Source organism: Gemmatimonadota bacterium (assembly GCA_009838845.1).
In the GTDB taxonomy this organism is placed as follows: domain Bacteria; phylum Latescibacterota; class UBA2968; order UBA2968; family UBA2968; genus VXRD01.
The window spans coordinates 80,229-101,853 of record VXRD01000124.1 but is presented as its reverse complement, the minus strand read 5'-3'; the positions used below and the strand labels follow the sequence as shown (position 1 = coordinate 101,853).

20 protein-coding genes are annotated in these 21,625 nt (G+C 50.9%); 19 read left to right on the top strand and 1 reads right to left on the bottom strand.

Going from position 1 to position 21,625, the window contains the following annotated elements; translation table 11 throughout:
• Positions 1–49 precede the first annotated feature (49 nt).
• The 9 genes from F4Y39_17135 (at position 50) to purT (ending at position 9,331) form a co-directional block, all read left to right on the top strand.
• Positions 50–916 carry a decaprenyl-phosphate phosphoribosyltransferase gene (locus F4Y39_17135; GenBank protein ID MYC15448.1) on the top strand — a complete coding sequence of 289 codons (867 nt, stop codon included), beginning with the start codon at positions 50–52 and terminating at the stop codon, positions 914–916.
• 164 nt (positions 917–1,080) lie between these two features.
• Complete coding sequence (locus F4Y39_17130; GenBank protein MYC15447.1) at positions 1,081–2,649, top strand: arylsulfatase; 1,569 nt, start codon at positions 1,081–1,083, stop codon at positions 2,647–2,649.
• A 17-nt stretch (positions 2,650–2,666) separates the two neighbouring features.
• Positions 2,667–3,422, top strand: a complete 756-nt coding sequence (locus F4Y39_17125; protein MYC15446.1) for a phytanoyl-CoA dioxygenase family protein — start codon at positions 2,667–2,669, stop codon at positions 3,420–3,422.
• Between the two features lie 3 nt (positions 3,423–3,425).
• Positions 3,426–4,844 (top strand): sulfatase-like hydrolase/transferase, encoded by a 1,419-nt coding sequence (locus F4Y39_17120; protein MYC15445.1) that lies wholly within the window; start codon positions 3,426–3,428, stop codon positions 4,842–4,844.
• A 9-nt stretch (positions 4,845–4,853) separates the two neighbouring features.
• Positions 4,854–6,092: a glycoside hydrolase gene (locus tag F4Y39_17115; GenBank protein MYC15444.1), complete on the top strand. Its 1,239-nt coding sequence runs from the start codon at positions 4,854–4,856 to the stop codon at positions 6,090–6,092.
• A gap of 18 nt (positions 6,093–6,110) precedes the next feature.
• On the top strand, positions 6,111–6,833 hold the full coding sequence (locus tag F4Y39_17110) for a lysophospholipase (GenBank protein MYC15443.1): 723 nt from the start codon (positions 6,111–6,113) through the stop codon (positions 6,831–6,833).
• Between the two features lie 2 nt (positions 6,834–6,835).
• Positions 6,836–7,873 (top strand): Gfo/Idh/MocA family oxidoreductase, encoded by a 1,038-nt coding sequence (locus F4Y39_17105; GenBank protein MYC15442.1) that lies wholly within the window; start codon positions 6,836–6,838, stop codon positions 7,871–7,873.
• 68 nt (positions 7,874–7,941) lie between these two features.
• The gene (locus F4Y39_17100) at positions 7,942–8,136 is read left to right on the top strand and encodes a DUF433 domain-containing protein (protein ID MYC15441.1); all 195 of its coding nucleotides are present in this window, start codon (positions 7,942–7,944) and stop codon (positions 8,134–8,136) included.
• A 13-nt stretch (positions 8,137–8,149) separates the two neighbouring features.
• Positions 8,150–9,331: a formate-dependent phosphoribosylglycinamide formyltransferase gene (gene purT / locus F4Y39_17095; protein MYC15440.1), complete on the top strand. Its 1,182-nt coding sequence runs from the start codon at positions 8,150–8,152 to the stop codon at positions 9,329–9,331.
• A gap of 59 nt (positions 9,332–9,390) precedes the next feature.
• Here purT and F4Y39_17090 read toward each other — a convergent pair whose 3' ends face one another.
• The gene (locus tag F4Y39_17090) at positions 9,391–10,596 is read right to left on the bottom strand and encodes a mandelate racemase/muconate lactonizing enzyme family protein (GenBank protein ID MYC15439.1); all 1,206 of its coding nucleotides are present in this window, start codon (positions 10,594–10,596) and stop codon (positions 9,391–9,393) included.
• Positions 10,597–10,693: 97 nt separating this feature from the next.
• On the opposite strand from F4Y39_17090, the gene F4Y39_17085 reads away from it, so the two are divergent.
• The 10 genes from F4Y39_17085 (at position 10,694) to F4Y39_17040 (ending at position 21,611) form a co-directional block, all read left to right on the top strand.
• On the top strand, positions 10,694–12,055 hold the full coding sequence (locus tag F4Y39_17085) for a hypothetical protein (protein MYC15438.1): 1,362 nt from the start codon (positions 10,694–10,696) through the stop codon (positions 12,053–12,055).
• Positions 12,056–12,074: 19 nt separating this feature from the next.
• Positions 12,075–12,902 (top strand): phytanoyl-CoA dioxygenase family protein, encoded by an 828-nt coding sequence (locus F4Y39_17080; protein MYC15437.1) that lies wholly within the window; start codon positions 12,075–12,077, stop codon positions 12,900–12,902.
• Between the two features lie 30 nt (positions 12,903–12,932).
• On the top strand, positions 12,933–13,985 hold the full coding sequence (mnmA, locus tag F4Y39_17075; protein MYC15436.1) for a tRNA 2-thiouridine(34) synthase MnmA: 1,053 nt from the start codon (positions 12,933–12,935) through the stop codon (positions 13,983–13,985).
• Between the two features lie 14 nt (positions 13,986–13,999).
• The gene (locus F4Y39_17070; protein MYC15435.1) at positions 14,000–14,749 is read left to right on the top strand and encodes an ankyrin repeat domain-containing protein; all 750 of its coding nucleotides are present in this window, start codon (positions 14,000–14,002) and stop codon (positions 14,747–14,749) included.
• Positions 14,750–14,776: 27 nt separating this feature from the next.
• Positions 14,777–15,721, top strand: coding sequence for a histone deacetylase (locus F4Y39_17065; GenBank protein MYC15434.1), 945 nt, complete (start codon positions 14,777–14,779; stop codon positions 15,719–15,721).
• On the top strand, positions 15,714–16,601 hold the full coding sequence (gene pheA, locus F4Y39_17060; protein ID MYC15433.1) for a prephenate dehydratase: 888 nt from the start codon (positions 15,714–15,716) through the stop codon (positions 16,599–16,601). The genes F4Y39_17065 and pheA overlap by 8 nt, the downstream gene beginning before the upstream one ends.
• A gap of 31 nt (positions 16,602–16,632) precedes the next feature.
• Positions 16,633–18,759 carry a hypothetical protein gene (locus F4Y39_17055; GenBank protein MYC15432.1) on the top strand — a complete coding sequence of 709 codons (2,127 nt, stop codon included), beginning with the start codon at positions 16,633–16,635 and terminating at the stop codon, positions 18,757–18,759.
• A gap of 110 nt (positions 18,760–18,869) precedes the next feature.
• Entirely contained in the window at positions 18,870–19,262 is a 393-nt protein-coding gene (locus F4Y39_17050; protein MYC15431.1) for a GntR family transcriptional regulator, read from the top strand.
• Entirely contained in the window at positions 19,252–20,142 is an 891-nt protein-coding gene (locus F4Y39_17045; protein MYC15430.1) for an ABC transporter ATP-binding protein, read from the top strand. The genes F4Y39_17050 and F4Y39_17045 overlap by 11 nt, the downstream gene beginning before the upstream one ends.
• Positions 20,142–21,611 carry a hypothetical protein gene (locus F4Y39_17040; protein MYC15429.1) on the top strand — a complete coding sequence of 490 codons (1,470 nt, stop codon included), beginning with the start codon at positions 20,142–20,144 and terminating at the stop codon, positions 21,609–21,611. Before F4Y39_17045 ends, F4Y39_17040 begins: the two co-directional genes overlap by 1 nt.
• The last annotated feature ends 14 nt before the right edge of the window (positions 21,612–21,625 follow it).

The window sequence follows — 21,625 nt, the reverse complement described above, 5'->3', positions numbered from 1 at the left end:
GTGCCCCGCCTTATAAACCGGTGGGGCACTTTTCGCTGTTCTAACGATTATGCTCCAACTCATCCACGCGATGCGCCCGCGCGAATGGGTCAAAAATGTCTTTGTATTGGCCGCACTCGTTTTTACCAAACGCATTTTTGAACCCAGCGATCTCCTGCAAGGCAGTCTGGCCTTTCTCTGTTTTTGCCTCATATCTGGCGCAGCGTATCTTTTCAACGACATCCGAGACAAAGAAAACGACCACCAGCATCCTCTAAAACGCAACCGCCCGATAGCTTCGGGTGCTCTCCGCGTCTCTGTCGCCGCCATCGCCGCTGTCCTCCTCGCTCTGACCGCCCTGATCGGGGGATTTTATGTGCATCCCCATTTTGGCATCGTCCTCCTTATCTATGCAGTAATGAACATCGCCTATACGCTGTACCTCAAACACATCGTCATACTCGATGTGATGATCATTGCCGCGGGATTTCTTCTGCGCGCCATCGGCGGTGCAGTGGCGATTCAGGTCGCCATTTCCTCCTGGTTCATCCTCTGTACCATGCTACTGGCTCTTTTCCTCGGCTTTGCCAAGCGCCGGCATGAACTCGCCCTGCTCGAAGGAGATGCCAGCGCCCACCGCCGCATCCTCGCAGAATATTCCCCACAATTTCTCGACCAGATGATCGCCATCGTCACAGCCGGCGCACTGGTATCCTACGCACTTTACACCATGTCGCCCGAAGTCATTGAAAAACTCGGCACCAAATACCTCAACCTCACCATACCCTTTGTGATCTACGGTATGTTGCGCTACCTCTATCTCATCTACAAAAAAGATGGGGGAGGCAACCCCACCTCCACTGTATTAGGCGATATCCCTCTCCTGATCGCCTGCGCCCTGTGGTTACTAACCCTGGGTGTAATACTCTACGTCTAACCTCTCAGCCGATGAACTGGCTTGAACACCAGCCAGTTGTACCCCGCTCTGTCACTGAATCAGTTTTTATTTTCACCCCTGCACGCGGGCATTGTGAAAAGACTTCGTATTTTGTATTTTGAACCCCTGATCGTTTTTAATCCCTTCACATAAGGAGTTCCCGAATGCCAGAGCGACCAAATATTTTGCTGATTATGAACGACGATATGGGCTATTCTGATATTGGATGTTACGGAGGTGAAATCCACACGCCAAATTTAGATCTACTTGCTGCCAATGGGTTGCGATTCACCCAATTTTACAACACAGCGCGGTGCTGCCCTACGCGGGCATCGCTGCTCACGGGATTGCACCCCCATCAAGCCAGTGTGGGACACATGATGGATGACCGGGAATACGAAGGGTATCGGGGCGATCTGAACTTTAAGAGCGTAACCATTGCCGAAGTACTCAAGACCGTGGGATATGCGACCTATATGAGCGGCAAATGGCATATTACGCGGCATACAGATGCAGACGGTCCCAAACACAGTTGGCCCTGTCAGCGCGGATTTGATCGCTTTTTTGGCATCATTACCGGTGCCGCCAATTATTGGAAGCCACAAACTCTCACACGAGACAACGAGCAAATTACAGTGGATGAATTTCCAGAGGATTTCTTTTTGACCGACGCCATCAGCGATCAGGCAGCGGATTATATCCGCGAACACGCGCAGACAAACGGAGATCAGCCATTCTTTTTATATACCGCATATACCGCACCCCATTGGCCCCTGCACGCGCATGATGAAGATATTGCAAAATACAAAGACCGTTTTGCCGCGGGATGGGATCAACTGCGCGAAGAGCGTCTGGCGCGCATGCGCGAAATGGGCATCTTAAAACCCGGATGGGGATTGAGCGACCGCGACTCTTCTCAAGTGCCCTGGGAAGAAGCCGATCACAAGGCGTGGCAGCAGCGGCGCATGGAAGTCTATGCCGCACAAGTCGATCGCATGGATCAGGGCATTGGGCGCATCGTCCAATCCCTCGAAGAGACCGGGCAACTGGACAACACCCTGATCGTATTTTTAGCCGACAATGGGGGATGTGCCGAAGAGCTGGGAGGCGGCATGAGACGCAGCGCGATTGCACCGGCCACCACGCGCAATGGACGGCCAGTCCAACGCGGCAACGATCCAAACATCATGCCGGGTGACGAAACCACGTACCAGAGCTACGGCGTACCCTGGGCCAATGTATCCAACACGCCATTTCGCCTGTACAAGCACTGGGTTCACGAAGGCGGCATTGCAACGCCCTTTATCGTACACTGGCCCGCTCATGTAACAGATCACGGCACATTGCGCGAGCAACCCGGCCAGCTTACCGATGTCATGGCAACCTGTCTCGATATAGCGGGCGCCGAGTATCCCGAGACCTATAATGGACACGAGATTTTGCCACTCGAAGGTGCATCGCTGACACCGATCTTTGATAACCAGGACAACGGCAAAGAATATCTGATCTGGGAACACGAAGGCAATGGCGCAGTTCGCAAAGGCAAGTGGAAACTGGTCAAGCGCTACCCGGGCGATTGGGAGCTATACGATATTGAAGCCGACAGATCGGAACTCGGCGATCTGGCAAATGACAATCCCGATGTCGTATCCGAACTCTCGGCAATTTACGACGCCTGGGCAGAGCGTTGTGGGATTGAGCCCTGGGATAATATCCTCGCAAAGCGTGGATAAGTAAAAAGGAAAACACCATGACACCAACAGATATCACAGATGAAATGCTGGCAACATACCGGCGCGATGGCGTCATAAAAATCCCGCAGATCATCTCACCGGATGAAGTTGCAAAATTTCGTCAGGCATCTCTGGATATACTGGAAGCCATGCCAAAAGATCCAAACCGTCCATTTAACCAAAAAGTGAACGTATGGCGAGAAGACGAGGTATTGCGAAACTTGACACAACACCCGAATGTCGCCGCAGTCGCAGAGAAAATTGCGGGTGTAAGATTGCGGATCTGGCACGATCACATTTTGGCAAAAATGCCAGAACTCGAAGTACCAACAGCATTCCATCAAGACCTGGTGAAATGGCCCTATGATCGCAATTCCAATGCTCTATCGGCGTGGATCGCGCTACAGGATACACCCGTAGAAATGGGATGCATGTCATTTGTACAGGGATCGCACGAAATGAAAGACGTACCGGACATGGCGACAAATAACCAGGAGGCATGGCGGGAATTCGCACCGGAAATCGCGTGGCGCACCAGAGTAACGCATCCTCTTCAAGCGGGAGATTGCACATTTCATCACGGAATGACATTTCACACCGCGGGACCGAATCAAACTGATGATTGGCGGGTGGGATACGTGATAATTTTCGTCGATGCAGCGGCAAAATACACCGGCAAAAAACATGTCGTCACAGATCCCCTGGAATTGGCACCCGATACATTGCCGCCAGATGATCATTTTCCACCCGTAGTGAAATTTTATGGAGACTGAAAAATGAGCACCCCCAACATAATTTTAATGATGTGCGACGACCTGGGATATGGCGATGTGGGATTTAACGGGAACGACGTGATCAAAACGCCAAATTTAGACCGCCTGGCGAGCAATGGGATTCGGTTCACGCGATTTTATGCGGGAGGACCAGTGTGTTCCCCAACGCGGGGCACGTGTTTAACCGGGCGGCATTATTTTCGATATGGCGTAACACATGCCAATCGCGGACACTTGCCCACACAGGAAATAACACTGGCGCGAATGTTAAAATCCTTCGGCTATGCGACCGGACACTTTGGCAAATGGCATCTGGGAACCCTGGACCCGAATTATTCGGGCAAACCCAATCGCAATCCAGCGCGCAATTACGCCCCACCCTGGGAGCGGGATTACGATGCGTCTTTTGCCACGGAATACGCGGTTCCCACCTGGGATCCAGCAGTAGATATTAACCAGAGATCCGGAAAGCGTTTGGACCGTCCCTGGGCCTCTCCGTACTACGAAAATGGAAAACTGGCAACGGAAAATCTGGAAGGATGCGACTCCCGGGTATTGATGGATCGCGCAATACCATTTATCGAACAAGCTGTTGAAAATGGTGAGCAATTCCTTACGACAATCTGGTTTCACGCACCCCACAGCCCCGTCGTTGCCGGACCGGAATATCGCGCAATGTATTCCGAATACAGCGAAGATGAACAGCACTATTACGGCTGTATTACCGCCATAGACGATCAGGTGGGGCGGTTATATCACGCATTGGAAGCATGGGGCGTAGCCGACAACACCATGATCTGGTTCTGTTCGGACAACGGGCCAGAAGGCCGCACGGGTCAAAGTGGTCGCAGCCGGGGATCAACAGGCGGATTGCGCGGGCGAAAACGATCTTTGTTTGACGGCGGCGTGGGCGTACCCGCGCTATTGCACTGGCCGGGTCATGCAGAACCCGGGCGCACAGTGGAAATGCCGTGCAGCACACTGGATTACTTTCCCACAATCGCCGAGGTCATGGGATATGAAATGCCCGATAATCGCCCCATTGACGGCATCAGTCTCCTGCCCGTGATTGAGGGAAACATGACAGAACGTCCCGTTCCCATTCCATATCGATTCAACAGCGGAAAAAACTCAATGTTTGACGCGCCGACCATCTCAATGATCGACAATCGCTATAAATGCCTGACCAATTTATCGAGCGACGGCAGTGAAGATCTGTGTTTTGACATGATTGAAGACCGCGCAGAAACGACCAATTTGGCGAACGAGCAACGCGAGCGGATGGGACAAACCCGCGAGACCCTGCGCCAATGGCTCCGCTCCTGCGAAGCCAGCCACAACGGTGGGGATTACGACGAGGCATTTGAACCCGTCGCGCCATTTGAAGAAGTCACCGGAGACTGGCCAGGAAGAAGAAATTAGAGGTATTGAATGGCAACTCAATTTGGCGATGAACGCGATTGGTTTTTGGAAAAGCGATTTGGTATGTTCGTCCACTGGGGAATTTACGCAATCCCCGGATGGCAAGAACAGCATCAATGGCGCGGACGCATGCCCGCAAATGAATACGTGAAATTAGCCGAGCAGTGGAATCCCACAAACTTCAATCCCGACGCGTGGTTAGATCTCGCAGAAGAAGCCGAGATGCAATACATCATCGTCACAACCAAACACCACGATGGATTCTGCTTGTGGGATACAGCGCACACGGCATTCAACACAATGAATACGCCGTACGGAAAAGACCTGATGGCAATGCTCGCCGATGCGTGTCACAAGCGCAACTTCCCCCTGGGCTTTTATTATTCAATTGCCGACTGGCACCACCCCAATTACCCCAATCAGGGACGACATCACGAACTGCCCCAACCCAAGCCTGGAGATGATCCCGACTTGATGAAATACCTCGAATTTCTGAAGGCGCAGGTATGGGAATTGTGTACCCATTACGGAAAATTGCACGCATTCTGGTGGGATATGAACGTGGATGAACACTTCGATCCATCTATCAACGCGATGATTCGGTCGCTACAACCCGCGGCAGTAATCAACAATCGGGGATTTGACCCCGGTGATTTTGGAACGCCCGAGCGCGATCATGTGCAAGGCATAGATACCCAGCAGTCATTTGATCGACTGACCGAAGCGTGTCAGTCCGTGGGAATTGAAAGCTGGGGCTATCGGGTAGATGAGGATTATTATACAGATCGCCATTTGATACGGAGCATTGATCGGTATCTCGCGCGCGACGCAAACTACTTACTCAACGTAGGCCCCAAACCCGACGGAACGATTCCAGAAACATCTAAACGCATCTTGAAACGCATAGGAAAATGGTATCGCGCCGTGGAAGAAGCGGTCAAAGACGTAGAACCCGCGTCGCACCTGACGCGCAATCGCGATATATTATTGACGCGACGGGACAATGTGATCTACGTACACTTGGTAAACGACCCGCGAACAAGCGGCGTAAAACTCGATCCCATTGCCGTCGCACCAAAAAGTGCCGCATTACTAAACACAGGTAAACCTGTGGATTTCACAGTGGATCTGGTACCGACCAATCACATAGAACACAAACCCTATTTGCGGTTGCAAAACCTGCCAGTAAATGAACTGACCAACACCGTAATAGTAGTAAAACTCGAATTTGACGAAGCACCTGAATAAAGATAGCTGGAGAAAATCATGTTTGGAGAAATCCGAAATAAAAACGGCGAAAAACTCGATTATGCTTTTCACAGTGGAAATCCCGAAAGCAAACACATCGTAGTCCTGGGCCACGGCGTAACCGGCAACAAAGACAGGCCATTTTTGGTCGCGCTATCACAAGCATTGGAGACCGAAGGGCTCAACGTCCTGCGCTTCTCTTTTGCCGGCAATGGGGATTCAGAAGGCCGATTTGAAGATTCGACCATAACAAAAGAAGTAGATGATCTGGGTTCCGTGCTGGACGTTCTGGACGGATATACAATCTGTTATGCCGGACACAGCATGGGAGGCGCAGTCGGAGTATTGCGGGCGAGCACAGATACGCGCATTCAACAACTCATCTCGTTGGCGGGCATGGTAGATACAAAGGGATTTGCACAGCGCGAATTTGGAGATGTCACCCCCGATGAAGGCAACATGTGGGACGACCCGGATTGCCCGCTATCCAGCGCATATATGGACGACCTGACAGCGATTGACACCGTCGTAGATCGCGCGTCTCAAATCTCGATCCCGTGGTTGCTCGTACACGGCACAGAGGACGACGTGGTACCCATTGAAGACTCCCAGATAATCTTTGAACACACCAACGAACCAAAAGAACTGGTAGTACTACCCGGTGCAGATCACGTATTCAGCGATGACGCAACACCCGCCATGATACAGGCCGTTATAAATTGGATTGCAAAACAGGAGTAATAATGTCTTCTAAAACATACCGAGCCGCGGTAATCGGCCTGGGAATGATCGGCGGAGCAGATCAAGTCTCAGGAGATGTATTGGGTCAGCGCGTGGACAGTATGGACGGCACGCATACTTTTGCGTATCAAAACCATCCGCACATCGATCTCGTGGCCGGATCAAGCCGCGACCAGGGGCGACGCGAGCGCTATGAAGCGCGCACGGGTGCTGTAACTTATGAGAGTTGGCGCACAATGATCGCCAACGAAACACTCGATATCGTCAGCATAGCGACCTACACCCCTACCCACGCGGAAATTGCCATAGCCTGTGCCGAACGTGGAATTCCCGTCATCTATTGCGAAAAACCCGCGGCGACGACCGCAATAGATGCCCAACACATGCTCGAAGCACAAAAACACGGATTATTGGTCTTCAACCATCAGCGAAGATTTGATCCCAATTATCGCCGGCTCAGCGCGCTAATTGCCGAAGGAAAACTGGGCACACTTATTTCCGCTTCTCTCCAATGGCCGACGGGACGATTGGGCAATGTGGGAACCCATGCGATTGATGCCCTCTTGATGCTCACCGGGCATCGCGTCCAATCAGTCTCTGCAACGCTTGATCTGGCTGGAAAGCCAGATTGTCGCGGCGATGAATTTCGCGATCCCGGAGGATGGGGCGTCATGCGTATGAACGATGGACTAATGGTAACAGTGAGCGCACCCGATTATTCCACCGCACCGCCGCGCACGGAAATTAACGGACATAAGGGACGAGCAATTATTGAGGCAAAAGGCATCACACTTGAATACTGGACTGGAGAAACAGAACAGTGGCCGCCCCATAAGGATAGCGATTCGGGAATGGACCGCGCCGTATCGGAAATCGTCGCCTATCTGGATGATCGCGTCCCCTTTTCTTATAACCCCGAAGAAGCCGTTCATACACTCGAAGCCATTGTCGCTTTCCACGCTTCTCATAACAAAAACGCAGCCTATGTTGATCTACCCCTATCGGGCAGTGACCGCGAGATAGTTGTGTTAAGTGGATAGAGATAGCTGTTGTATGAATTAATATGAATTAAATAGTAGGAGCACAGCAGGGATAAAACGGAGGTGCCATGAAATTTACACGTATTACAACTGATCCCAACGTATTTGGCGGTAAGCCTTGTATTCGAGGGATGCGCTTTCCCGTGTCGCGTCTTTTGGGACTTCTGGCATCTCACGAAACCGAAGAAACCATACTCAAGGCATATCCCTATTTAGAGGCAGAAGACATACACGAGGCATTACAATATGCAGCTTTTAAATGAATGAAAGGAATATATGCCAATCATTGGAACACCGCTTTCACCCACCGCAACCAAAGTACTCATGTGTGGCTCTGGCGAATTGGGAAAAGAAGTTGTCATTGAACTCCAGCGCTATGGCGTTGAAGTAATCGCCGTAGATCGCTACGCCAATGCGCCCGCGATGCAAGTAGCGCATCGGTCGCATGTCATTACCATGCTGGATGGAGCTGCCCTGCGCAAAGTCATAAAAAAAGAACAGCCCGACTTAATCGTGCCCGAAATTGAGGCAATCGCCACAGACACACTCATCGAATTGGAAAGCGAAGGATTCACAGTAATCCCAACAGCCAGAGCGGCTCGCCTGACAATGAACCGCGAAGGCATCCGTCGGTTAGCCGCCGAAGAACTGGGACTAAAGACCTCACCTTACCGGTTTGCGTCAAATTTAGAAGAATACCGCGCAGCAGTTCGGGAAATCGGCGTACCGTGTGTCATAAAACCAATCATGAGTTCATCGGGCAAGGGACAAAGCACCGTAAAAAACATGGCCACCGCCGAAAAATCGTGGACCTATGCACAGGAAGGAGCGCGCGGAGGCGCAGATGCGGTCATCGTAGAAGGATTTGTAGATTTTGATTATGAAATTACGCTATTGACCCTGCGCTATGAAGGAGGCACGAGTTTTTGCGCGCCAATAGGACATCGGCAGGTAGATGGCGACTATCACGAATCGTGGCAACCACAACCAATGAGCGAGGCCGCACTTGCAGAATCACAACGGATGGGCAAGGCCATCACCGACGCACTGGGTGGCCGCGGCATATTTGGAGTAGAATTATTTGTAAAAGGCGACGACATCTACTTCAGCGAAGTATCACCCCGCCCACATGACACGGGCATGGTAACCATGATCTCGCAAGACCTGTCTGAATTTGCCCTGCATGCGCGGGCAATCCTGGGATTGCCAGTGCCAAACATCAAACACCACGGTCCCTCGGCTTCGCATGTAATCCTGGTAGAAGGACATTCACAACAGGTGCAATTCGGCAACCTGAGCGCAGCACTCGCCGAATCCGATACAGAAATCCGCTTATTTGGCAAACCCGAAGTACAGGGGGAACGGCGAATGGGAGTCGTCCTCGCGAGAGGCGCAACACTGCAAGAAGCGCGCAAAAAGGCAAAAGCGGGAGCAAAGGCGGTCAGTATCTCGCTCTGAGAGACTCTTCTGGTTTGTAATGTATAAAACTGTCGTGCTTATTGCGCGGCAGTTTTTATTTATGATAAAATCAGCCGAGCAACAGCATCTTCATTAAGCGTAATACCCAAACCGGGTTTTTCACTCAAAGTAATATGCCCATTTTCAAGCGACAAAGGTTCTGTAAGAAGCCCGTTGCCAAAAGGCCCGCGCGCAAAACCACTGGGACATTCAGAAATAAAGCAATTGGGTGTCGCCGCGCCGACATGCAGACCCGCCATGAGATGAACGGGAGTACTGGTACTCACATGAGACGCCCATGAGACGCCAAACACATCGGCCAATTGTGCAATACGCAGCGTCTCAGAAATACCCCCGGCCCGACAAACATCCGGCAGAATGAGATCGCATTCCTCGTTCAGCAACCGGTCTCGCACAACATAGCGGTTGCAGTCCGTCTCCCCAACAGCGATTCGAACAGAAGTCGATTGGGTCAGCTGCCGATACCCCTGATGATCTTCGGGCAACAGAGCATCTTCAAACCATTCTACATTGCCGAGATCTTCGAGCAATCGGACAAAGCGAAGAGCATCTTTAATATCGAATCCGCCGTGCGCATCAACAAGCAACTTGCCGCGATCTCCCACAGCGCGGGACATCTCGCTGACAACGTGCATTTGTTCGTCTATCGTCCCTCGTCCACAGGACGTTTTCACCACAGAAAAGCCTTCATCCAGAACCCTTTCAATCCCCTCGCAACGAGATTCAATAGTCTGACCCGGCGTCCCCGATGAATACACGGGAATTTGCAAGCGATAAGCACCGCCGAGCAACCGCCAGATGGGTTCGTTGTAATACTTACCGCGTATATCCCAAAGCGCGATATCGATCCCCGCAATCGCCTCCAGCGTAAACCCCTGCGTATGAGAGCGCAGGCGCATCGTCGAAAACATGCGCTCCCACAAGACATCGATTGAGCGCGGATCCTCCCCCATGAGCACAGGACTCAACAAATCTTCCACAATCGTTTTGACAACGCGGGGCGCAGCCGGAGCGTGGGCTTCGCCAATGCCCTCAATACCGTTATCTGTATGCACGCGAATAAGCGCTGTCGAACGCCCCGAAGGATAGACACAGAGATGTCGCGTATCGGCTCTACCGGGAAAGGTCTCTGTGGATTGGGGCGCGACTTGCGGAAATTTTAATCCTGCGGTATCTTCATATCGCGTCGCACCCTGCTGGCGAGCGGTAGAGAGAATATCGCAGGTAATATCGGTAATTTTCATTTGCGGCTCCTGGGGTGTATTGTAAAAAATACGGGCAGATATGAAAATAGGACGGAAACCTGCTAATTTCTAACAAAAAATTTAACAGGAGGCAGCCGTGGCTGAACAATCACATTTATTAAACGACGAGGCGATATTGCATTTCATAGCGCGGGGATATTGCGTCGTCAAAACAAATGTCGCGCCGCATATCCACGCACAAATACTGACAGATGCAAAAAAAGCCATGGCAGAGGGAAACCCGGGCAATGACATATTGCACGCCGCACCGGGATTGCGCGAAATTTTTGATGACGAAGCAATGGTCGGCGCGCTATCGAGCCTCCTCGGCGATTCTTATGTGATGCACTGCCACAGACATTGCCATCGCAACACCGCAGGTACAGAAGGCCGAAATTTTCACCAGGACGGTTCAACGCGTCGCTTCGCCGGCTGGAGTCGACCGTGGCGGCGTCACCATCGCCCGCGAACCGTAATGGCGATTTGTTATCCGCACCAGACGCCGATTGAAATGGGACCCACTGGCGTGCTTCCCGGAACGCAGTATTACAGCGCGAAACCCAAAAATGAGTTCGATTACGAATTCCCATTTGCGGTTGTCGATCCCGGCGATGTATTGCTCGTACATTTTGATTTGTTCCATCGCGTATCCAGCAACACAAGCAACCGTGATCGGTACATGATGAAATTCTTGTTCAAACGCACCGAAGAACCAACAGCGCCGAGTTGGCAGGCCGCATCGGATTTTGATCCCGATTTCGACACCCTTGCACATCGGATAGAACCCGATCATCCATCCGACGTATTACTGCGTCATCCCCACGTATGGGAATTTATGTGGCGCTGGATGCGCGGTGAACCCCTGCCTGAATGGGATGATGACGCACCTGTCTCCGTAGATGACATGATGCACAACCTGAACAGCGATGATCCAGGTGTCGTGATAGATGCGACATACGCCCTGGGGCGATTGGGCAACCGCGCAGTGCCCACATTGATGGACGTATTGCTGGGACCAGATGAAGCACTTCGAGAACAAGTACCCGCAGCACTATCAGCAACAGGTAGGTACGCGGTAGATCCAGTCGTCCGTGCATTGACACACTCGGACGACTGGGTGCGCGCAACAGCTGCAGATACCCTGGGCGACATTGGCTTACCGGCCCTCAACGCGCTACCCGCTATTCGCAGCGCACTCTCAGACCGCGACGACTGGGTACGCCACAATGCCACGCGCGCATTGACCATCTGGAGCAAAGCTGCCGAAATCGCCCGCGATGACTTGCTCACAGCACTAAAAGACGCCGAGCCTTTTGTCGGCTTCAACGCACTAACAGCCCTGGAACACATGGACCGCGTTGACGATGCACAGGTAATGCCATTGCTAAAAGCAATGCAAAACCATGAACACAGCCGACTGCGCTACCAGGTAAACGAAATGCTACAACGCGTAGCCTGACCGAACGTTAAGGAATACAATGTCTTCCAAACGCGAACAGTTAATTCAAGATGGATTCTGTGTATTTGAAAATGTGCTCACCCCTGAAATGGTTGAGCGGACAAACGCGGTGTCCAATTGCCTGTTAGACGCGCAAGATGCCGAGTATTTTGAAGCACAGAAATCAACGGGAAGTCTGATCAGCATTTACAATGATGACTTTTTTGCCGAATTGGTCACCTGGACCAAGGCACTCAATGCTCTGAGAGAAATGGGCTTTGATCACCCCACCTTTTCATCAGGCTATATAATCAGCAAACCCCCGCACAGCCCACCCCTATTCTGGCATCAAGATTGGTGGGGATGGAATGATCCCATCAGCTACGAGCCCCTGCCACAGCAGGTATTTTTGATGTACTATCTCGTAAATACCTCGCGTGAAAACGGGTGTTTAAGGTTAATCGAAGGCTCGCATTTGAACCGACATCCCCTGCACGACATAACTCCCGAAGCACACACCGAAGATTTGCGGCGCGTATCCGATCCGGACCATCCGGCCTATCAGTCGTATCCCGACGAGCGCGATGTTCCCGTGCGTGCTGGCGACCTGGTCATCGGCGATTCGCGGTTATTGCACAGCGCACACGCCAATAAAACGGATCAGCGGCGGACAGTCATCACACTGTGGTACCACCCGATATACAACGAACTGCCCAACGGCATGCGCGCCCGCCTGGCGAACCGGCACCCGATTCCAGATCACTGGTCTGAAAAAGCTATTCGCAAAATCGCGCCTCTAATGCCCATTTACGAAGGCGATTGTGAAGAGCTCGAATGGAATCGTATCCCTGGACCTGCATTGGTGTGATGAGCTAAAACCACTATAAAAGACAAAAACATGAAAATCGCCGCTCTCATCTCCGGTGGTGTCGATAGTTCGGTGGCTTTGAACATATTAAAAAATGAAGGCCACGATCTGACGGCATTTTACTTAAAAGTATGGCTCGAAGACGAACTCGCTTTCTTAGGGGAATGTCCCTGGGAAGCCGACCTGAAATTTGTCCGTGCCGTATGCGATCAACTCGATGTTCCGCTTGAAGTAATCTCCCTGCAATCGGAATACCTCGAACGCGTCGTATCTTATGCCCTCGACGAATTGCGCGCTGGACGCACACCCAGCCCAGATATATTTTGCAACCAGCGGATCAAATTCGGCGCATTCTTTGACCACATAGACAGCAGCTATGAAAAAGTGGCAACCGGACACTACGCCCAAATCGCACAGAGCAACGGAACTTATCATCTAAAACGCGCACCCGACCCCATCAAAGATCAGACCTACTTCTTATCCGGCATGTATCAATCGCAGGTCGCGCGGGCATTATTTCCCATCGGAAACATGATGAAAAGCGAAGTGCGCCAACTCGCGCGAGATTTTAACCTGCCAAATCAAGCGCGAAAAGACAGCCAGGGAATATGTTTCCTGGGCAAAATCAGATACCCCGATTTTATCGCATTTCACCTGGGCGAAAAAAAAGGCGATATTATCGACAGAGAAACCGGACAAATCCTGGGACCCCATCGGGGCTACTATTATTACACAATCGGACAGCGGTATGGCTTGGGATTGAGCGGAGGACCCTGGTACGTCGTACAAAAAGATATTGAGCGCAACATCATCTATGTATCCCACGCCACGAAGCACAAGAACACATCGCGGAACCAATTTGTCGCCACAAAACCCAATTGGATAGCAGAACCACCTGACAAAACCGCCCTGCAATTGAAACTGCGTCATGGCCCAGAACTGATCCACTGCGAAATCGAAGCAACAGACGACAACCGCTTATCCGTAACCATAGCAGAAAAAGATTCCGGCATTGCACCCGGACAATTCGCTGTATTTTACGATGGCGACCTCTGTCTCGGCAGCGCGGTAATTGACCACTGAAACGGGAGAGCACAATGAGCATTGAACAGGCGCGTGCTGCCGTTGAATCCGGCGATGTACATACCCTGAAAAGACTGATAGCAGAAGATCCGCAACTGGTCAATAAAACCACAGCGGACAATCCCCGCACACTTCTGCACACACTCTGCGACTATCCCGCGCACAGACCCAGAGGCCGCGAATCCGCAGAAATTTTGATACGTTCAGGCGCAAATGTAAATGCGCGGGCAAAATTCGAGGGAAAAACCGACCCTGGCGAAACACCCCTGCATTGGGCAGCCAGCAGCGACGATGCGGAAATGATTGAAATACTTCTCGACAGCGGTGCAGAAATCGACATCGATGGCGGGAATATTGCAAACGGCACACCGCTCTGGGAAGCCGTGATATTCGGCATGCAAAACGCAGCGATAAAACTAATCCAGCGCGGGGCAACCTGCAACCTGATGATCGCTGCTGGCGCGGGGCAACTCGATCTCGTTGAGAAATTTTTCGATAAGGAAGGCAATATAACCGATACGGCGGGCGTCCTGCCCGGATGGTCGGAACCACGATCTGCGCGAGATTGTATCGACAGTGCCTTCGGAATGGCCTGCCGCAATGGGCAACTCGAAACCGCCAGATGGCTGCTGGAGAAAAAACCGGATATCAACCGCAAAAATCCCGTTGGCGAAACGCCTCTGGATCAAGCCGTGGACAGAAAACACACCCAAGTAGCGAACTGGCTGATGACAATTGGCGCGAAACGATCCGCGAACTTATAATGCCATCGCATTGAGGGGAAACAACTCATGAACAAAGTAGGACTGGTTCAGCATCCCGATTTTCAAAAACACGACACGGGAGGCGCGCATCCCGAGCGACCCGAGCGCTTACAAACACTACATGCCCATCTGGACGCAACGGGCTTGACAAAAGACCTCATAACACTCGAACCCCGACATGTCGATACATCCTGGTTGGAAAAAGCGCACACCCCCGAACATATTGCAAACGTAAAATCTCGATGTACACAAGGCATCACGTACATGGACGATTTTGACACCAGAATCTGTCCACTATCTTTTGACATAGCCCGACTCGCTGTTGGCGCAACATTTGAAGCCATTGACGCGGTCATCGCCGCGCGCGTACACACGGCTTTTTGTGCCGTGCGGCCCCCCGGACACCATGCCGAACGCAATCACGCAATGGGATTCTGTCTATTTAGCAACGCGGTCATCGCCGCGCGATATATACAAGAAACATATTCCCTTGAACGCGTGGCAATTGTAGATTGGGACGTGCATCACGGCAATGGCACACAGCACATATTGGAAACCGATCCCTCGGTATTCTTCTTTAGCATCCACCAATACCCCCATTATCCCGGCACGGGACGGGCTGACGAAACCGGTATTGGCGCAGGAGAAGGATTCACACTAAATGCACCCGTGCCCGCAGGCAGCGATGACGCAATGTACTTGCGCATATTCGACGACGTATTCTTGCCCGCTATGCACGCATTTAAACCGCAATTTGTCATTATCTCCGCTGGATTTGACGCGCATCGGTCCGATCCCTTATCGGCCACTCAAGTGACGGAATCCGGTTTTGCCGAAATGACAAAGCGCGTAATGACTGTCGCACGAGATCACGCAGCAGGAAGACTAATCTCTCTCCTTGAAGGTGGATATGATCTGGCCGGCCTCGCGCGCAGCGTCGAATCTCATATAAAGGAACTAATGAATGGGTAATACGAAAAAAATTGTAGCATTTCAAGGTGAACCCGGTGCATTTAGTGAAATGGCCGCGCGCTCGTACTTTGGCAAAGATGTCGAAGTCGTACCGAAACGCAATTTCTCAGCCCTGTTTGCCGCAGTCGAACACGAAGAATGTACGCATGGCATGGTACCCATTGAAAACTCATTGATAGGCAGCATCCACGAAAATTACGACCACCTGTCAGCCCATCATTTACAGATCGTCGGCGAACTAAAATTGCGCATTGTACACAACTTGATTGTAAATCCAGGCGTAAAATTAAAAGACATCCGCTATATCTATTCGCAAGCACCTGCCCTGGCTCAGTGTACACAATTCACTGCATCTTTATCGCAGGCCGAAACAGTTATGACCTCCGATACCGCAGGAGCCGTAAAAGCTTTGAAAACATCGGGCGCACGCGATGCGGCTGCAATAGCGAGTGCCCAGGCAGCCTGGGATTACGATCTGGAAATTTTGCAGGCGGGCATTGAAGACGACCATCAAAACTACACGCGATTTTTAGTCGTCACATCCGAAGCGCTATCACCTGAAAATCCAGACATCCAAATGCCCGCAAAAACATCGATCGTATTCGCCATGAAAAATGTGCCCGGCGCATTATTTAAAAGTCTGAGCGTATTTGCATTGCGCGACCTCAATCTGCTCAAAATTGAATCTCGCCCCCTTGCGGGCAAACCCTGGGAATACGCCTTCTCACTCGACTTTGAGGGCCATATCCGTCAAGAACCCTGTGCCCGCGCCATTGAACACCTGCGCGAAATCGCCACCTTTGTAAAAATCCTCGGTTCTTATCGACAAGGGGACATGGTCGAAGGCAAAGTTTGGAAAGACGAAAAACGTAAAACGTGAAAGCCCTCTCACCTTCTTTTAAGGATTCTACATGGCAAGCCAAAGATACGAAAATCTGTATGCACAAATAGAAACCGCACTGCGAGAAAAACCAAAACGCACACAACTCTACAACGCAGTCAAACGGGCGCGAGATGCCCGACGCACTGCAATTGATATCTTGCCACAAGGAGAGGCATTTCGCAAAGAAGTCCGCGACATCAAAGTGCGGTGCCTGCACAAGCTGGACGACCTGGTAAATCAATTTGCCGCGAAAGTCGAATCGCGCGGGGCAAAGGTCTTCCTCGCAAAAGACGGTGCTGCTGCGATTGACTACATCTTAAAGCTATCAGCAGAGAAAAACGCCGAGACCGTGGCAAAATCAAAATCGCTAACAAGCGAAGAAATCGAAGTCAATCACCCGATGGAAGACGCGGGCTTAGAAGTAATTGAGACCGACCTTGGCGAGCTTATTATTCAAAAAGTCCACGAAAAACCATTCCATCTGGTATTTCCCGCTGTCCATAAAACCGCAGTTGAAGTAGCCGAAATATTTAAAAAAGAAACAGGTGAGGACGTCCCCAACGATGTGGATGCAATCATGAGAATCGTGCGCAAATACCTGCGACCAATTTTTCTCAACGCCGACATCGGCATGACAGGCGCAAATGTAGGCGTAGCCGAATCGGGCACAATCCTGATCGAGACCAACGAAGGCAATGCCCGTCTGGTATCGAGCATACCCGATGTACACATCTGCATTATGGGCCGCGAAAAAGTAGTGGAAACAGTAGAAGATGCGCTGCAAATGATGCTGGCACATCCGGTCAGCGCTGTCGGCCAACACACGACAACCTATGTAACGTGGATGAGTGGCAGATCACCTCTGGGGCAGGGCGAGGGACGCGCACCGCGAGAATCGCATATCATCATCCTGGACAATGGTCGCACCAAGATGCAAGAAGATCCCCTATTCTCGGACGCACTCAACTGCATCCGCTGCGGTGCCTGCATGAATATCTGCCCGACATACGGCGTAGTCGGCGGCCATGCATTTGGATACATATACCCCGGACCGATTGGCATACCCTGGACAGCTGAAGTCCACGGCGTGGATAAAGCCGGCGACTTCGCGCCACTGTGTATCTCGTGTGGATTGTGCAAAGAAATATGCCCCGCAGAAATCGACATCCCAATGATGATAGCCGGAGTAAAAGACCGCGACAGCGAAGCCAATCCGCATCCGCGCGTCAACAAAATGCTGATGGCTGCTGAAAAAGCCGCAAAAATGAGCAGCTTGACAGCACCCATATCCAATTGGATGATGGACATTGGACTGGTGCGATGGGCAATGGAAAAAGTGATGGGCATTGATCGGCGACGCCAGCTACCCAAATTCAGCCGAAAAACACTCGTAAAACGCTTCGCAAAACGCGGGCCTTCTCCCGTATCGAACCCCGTTCGCAAAGTGGCCTTTTTTACAGATCTGTTTGCCAATTACAACGACCCCGACCTGGGAATGGCGGCAATTGAACGCCTGGAAGCACTCGGTTGCGAAGTCATCATCCCCCCGCAAAAAAGCAGTGGATACCCCTACATCGGCTACGGCGACCTGAAAAACGCGAAAAAAATTGCACGCGAAAACGTGGATCTCCTCCTCCCCTATATACAGCAGGGCTATGAGGTCGTTGCAACAGAACCCACAGCAACGTATTGCCTGAAAATTTCATACCCCAAATTGCTCGATAAAGCAGACGATGCCGTTTCTGTCGCCGAACACACGTATGAGTTTTTCGAGTTCCTCTCTCTACTCGAAAGCGATATTGAAGATAGTGAGCAATATACTCTACGCGGACGCGCATTTGGATTCCACATCCCCTGCCACCAGCGTCCTCTAGGAGCAGGGGAACACGCAATGGCATTCTTGCGCCAGCGCGGTGCAAACGTCGCCCTCATCGAAACGGGCACCTGTTGTGGTATGGCGGGAACATTTGGCCTGAAAGCCGGACCACTCGGTTACGAACTCGCACAGGCTGTTGGAGAACCTCTCTTCGAAGGCTTCCGCGAAGCCAGTATAGAAGCCATCGTAACAGAAAGCAGCGTGTGCGCCATCCACCTGTCAGAAGGAACCGAACTCGAAGTCTGGCATCCCTTAAACCTGCTTCGCCTCCTGGAATAGAGCACATCCTGTCCTCAAAATGAAGACAGTTTCAAAAAAAAACTTGCATTTTAAAACAAGTGTATTATATTAGTAATACAGTAATTCACCTATTGAGAGAATACCTCATGTTGATCTCCATTGATCACCATAATGGCATACCCGTTTTTCGCCAGATTATCGACCAGGTGAAATTCCACGTAGTCAGCGGGCTGCTCGCGCCGGGAGACGAACTGCCCTCGACCCGCGCGTTATCGGGGCAATTGGGACTCAATCCAATGACAGTGAGCAAAGCGTATAGCTTATTGGAAGCAGAGGGATTGGTCGAGCGGCGGCGCGGACGACCTTTAACCGTAAAACCCTTACGAGATCAGACCGTACACGCTGAAAAACTGGAACAACTCAAACCACAACTCACGCAATTGGCAACAATGGTTCGGCAGTTGGGGGTTGATCGGGCGGAAGTCGTAGATCTTTTCCACTCCATCTTAGATACCCTGGAGGAAGACAATCATGACACATGACCAGACATCTGTATTTGAAGCCACATCACTGACCAAAAAATTCGGTGACACCACAGCGCTCAACTCCGTAACGCTCTCTCTTGGGACACATCGCGTAATTGGATTGATCGGACGCAATGGCGGGGGCAAAACCACCTTAATCCAGCACATGATCGGCCTGTATTTGCCCACAGAGGGTACGTGTAAAACACTGGGACGTGCGTGCGATCAATTGGGGGCAAACGAACTTTCGCGCATAGGCGTGGTACACCAGGAAAATCGCTTTTTTGAATGGATGACCGTCGAACAGCATCTGCGCTACGTATCCTCATTTTACGAAACATGGGACCGCGACCTGGAAGCGCATCTGCTGCGCGAACTCGAACTGGAAACCTCCGCACGCGTGGGCAACCTGTCTTCGGGTAACATGCAAAAATTGGGAATCATTCTCGCAGTATGTCATCATCCCGAGCTATTGATCTTAGATGAGCCAGTCAGTGGCCTGGACCCCATTGCCCGGGAGACATTGTTGAAATTTCTAATGACTCTTTTGGCAGAAGACCAAAACACAATCGTGATCTCCTCGCACATTCTGCGAGACATCGAGAAAATAGTAGATTGGGTCGTATGCCTCGACGAAGGTGTGGTCAAAGCCGACAAATCACTGGACGATCTGCACCAGACCTACGCGAAGTGGACAGTCACAGGAAACAATCTGCCCCAGCAATTTTCTGAACCTTATATCCTGTCGCAAACAGTGAACGGAGTACAGGCACAATTGATCGTCAATCAGACACTGGGCAATGCAGACCAATTCAAACAGACATATCAAGCTGATATCACCAGTCAGTCCCTGAATCTCGACCAGCTATTTCCCATCCTGATTCGGGAGGGCGCATAATGGGTATTCTTCCGTTCTTCACATTTCTGCGAAGCCCTGTTTACATTATCATCGCCTCTTGTGTAGGCTGGTTTCTCTTCCAAAACTCGTTGGCCTCCCACGCACATCGGTTCTCTGTATTCTTTTTATTTTTCTTTATTGAAATTTACGGTGGAATTATCGGCGATATTGTAGGAGAGAACCAGCATCGGATGCTCACATGGACCCTGCCACATTTTCGCAAGCGTCTGATGATCTGGTCAATAATTGTCGGACTATTTTCCGTTGTAGTGTGGACGGCTGCGCTGACGTTTGCTCCCCTCAATGCGTCCTGGTCAACGATTTCGCTGGTCAATTTGGGCTTTTATTGTATTGGATTTACTTTTTTAGGGGGTTGGAGTTTAGATACGAATCGCCCCGGGTTGATTTACAAGTTCCGAGTCCCCCTCACACTCCTGGGACTGGCATCAGCCTATATGTGGCAAGAGGTACTCGCTTTTGGAGAGCAACACAAATTGGGGTTGGCTGTCGTCGTTTTCGCCATCGCAATTGGAACTCATTATTTCGCCTTTAGCCAGATAACTTTTCGCAGTAAGCCATTTTCTTTCTTTGCTGGGTCATTCTACTCGGGTTTTGATCTCCAAACTCGGGAGATTTGGAAAAAGAATGCAATGATGATGCGAAAGGCGAGTACCAGGGTATGGCATCTCGATCACATCGGTACAGGCATCTTCAACTGGCTGCGTGCCGGTCAGTATGAAAATTCTGGTCTGGATGGGTGGAGATGGCCTTTTTCCGCGTTTAGCGCAGCATTGGCAATGGTATTCTTTGTTCTTGGCATGACGACGAAATTCTTCGGATTGTTAAATCAATCTCCTTACGATTTTGAGACCTTCTTGAAAATGATTTATCACATGATCTTTTATTTTGAACAGTTAGATTTCGAGATCGCCATGAAGATATCGCTTTCGGTATTCTTTGGCATTTATATGTTTATGCTTTTTCCCTCTTTTTTCTTAAAAAGAGGGTATGTGTATCCGCTTTCTCGCACCCGGCGGATGTGGACCCAGTATTGCGGCTTACTGGTGCAAAATATTTCTTTTATTGCCGCATCTATTCTGGTGTTGGGTGTTCTGGGCATCCTATCTGGGGCAAAGATCGGGTTTGTGTCTGAAGGGGATATTTCTCTGAGAATACTTTGTGTCCTTGGGTGGGCGGTAGTTCTGTTACCGATATTACAGTGGTGGCAATTCAAATATGACCTGTATGGATTTCAAAGAACGCGGGGACGGATATGGAGGATAGTTTTCCTGTTATTGGGCATGATTTTGGCTTGTGGAATCGCTGGTTTTGCCGCTCTGATGCGTAATCTATATCCCGACTTGGCACTAACCTATGAAGTGCCGATCCTATTTGTCTCTTTTATTTTTTTACAATGGTTCCTGTTAGCCCGGCTCAAACGGTATTATGCCACACAGGACCTAATTTAGATTTAACCTTATCA

Bases quoted from the DNA above. Each gene is read 5' to 3' on its own strand.
- F4Y39_17135 (MYC15448.1), top strand. From the start codon at position 50: ATGCTCCAACTCATCCACGCGATGCGCCCGCGCGAATGGGTCAAAAAT.
- F4Y39_17130 (MYC15447.1), top strand. From the start codon at position 1,081: ATGCCAGAGCGACCAAATATTTTGCTGATTATGAACGACGATATGGGC.
- F4Y39_17125 (MYC15446.1), top strand. From the start codon at position 2,667: ATGACACCAACAGATATCACAGATGAAATGCTGGCAACATACCGGCGC.
- F4Y39_17120 (MYC15445.1), top strand. From the start codon at position 3,426: ATGAGCACCCCCAACATAATTTTAATGATGTGCGACGACCTGGGATAT.
- F4Y39_17115 (MYC15444.1), top strand. From the start codon at position 4,854: ATGGCAACTCAATTTGGCGATGAACGCGATTGGTTTTTGGAAAAGCGA.
- F4Y39_17110 (MYC15443.1), top strand. From the start codon at position 6,111: ATGTTTGGAGAAATCCGAAATAAAAACGGCGAAAAACTCGATTATGCT.
- F4Y39_17105 (MYC15442.1), top strand. From the start codon at position 6,836: ATGTCTTCTAAAACATACCGAGCCGCGGTAATCGGCCTGGGAATGATC.
- F4Y39_17100 (MYC15441.1), top strand. From the start codon at position 7,942: ATGAAATTTACACGTATTACAACTGATCCCAACGTATTTGGCGGTAAG.
- purT (MYC15440.1), top strand. From the start codon at position 8,150: ATGCCAATCATTGGAACACCGCTTTCACCCACCGCAACCAAAGTACTC.
- F4Y39_17090 (MYC15439.1), bottom strand. From the start codon at position 10,596: ATGAAAATTACCGATATTACCTGCGATATTCTCTCTACCGCTCGCCAG.
- F4Y39_17080 (MYC15437.1), top strand. From the start codon at position 12,075: ATGTCTTCCAAACGCGAACAGTTAATTCAAGATGGATTCTGTGTATTT.
- mnmA (MYC15436.1), top strand. From the start codon at position 12,933: ATGAAAATCGCCGCTCTCATCTCCGGTGGTGTCGATAGTTCGGTGGCT.
- F4Y39_17070 (MYC15435.1), top strand. From the start codon at position 14,000: ATGAGCATTGAACAGGCGCGTGCTGCCGTTGAATCCGGCGATGTACAT.
- F4Y39_17065 (MYC15434.1), top strand. From the start codon at position 14,777: ATGAACAAAGTAGGACTGGTTCAGCATCCCGATTTTCAAAAACACGAC.
- pheA (MYC15433.1), top strand. From the start codon at position 15,714: ATGGGTAATACGAAAAAAATTGTAGCATTTCAAGGTGAACCCGGTGCA.
- F4Y39_17055 (MYC15432.1), top strand. From the start codon at position 16,633: ATGGCAAGCCAAAGATACGAAAATCTGTATGCACAAATAGAAACCGCA.
- F4Y39_17045 (MYC15430.1), top strand. From the start codon at position 19,252: ATGACACATGACCAGACATCTGTATTTGAAGCCACATCACTGACCAAA.
- F4Y39_17040 (MYC15429.1), top strand. From the start codon at position 20,142: ATGGGTATTCTTCCGTTCTTCACATTTCTGCGAAGCCCTGTTTACATT.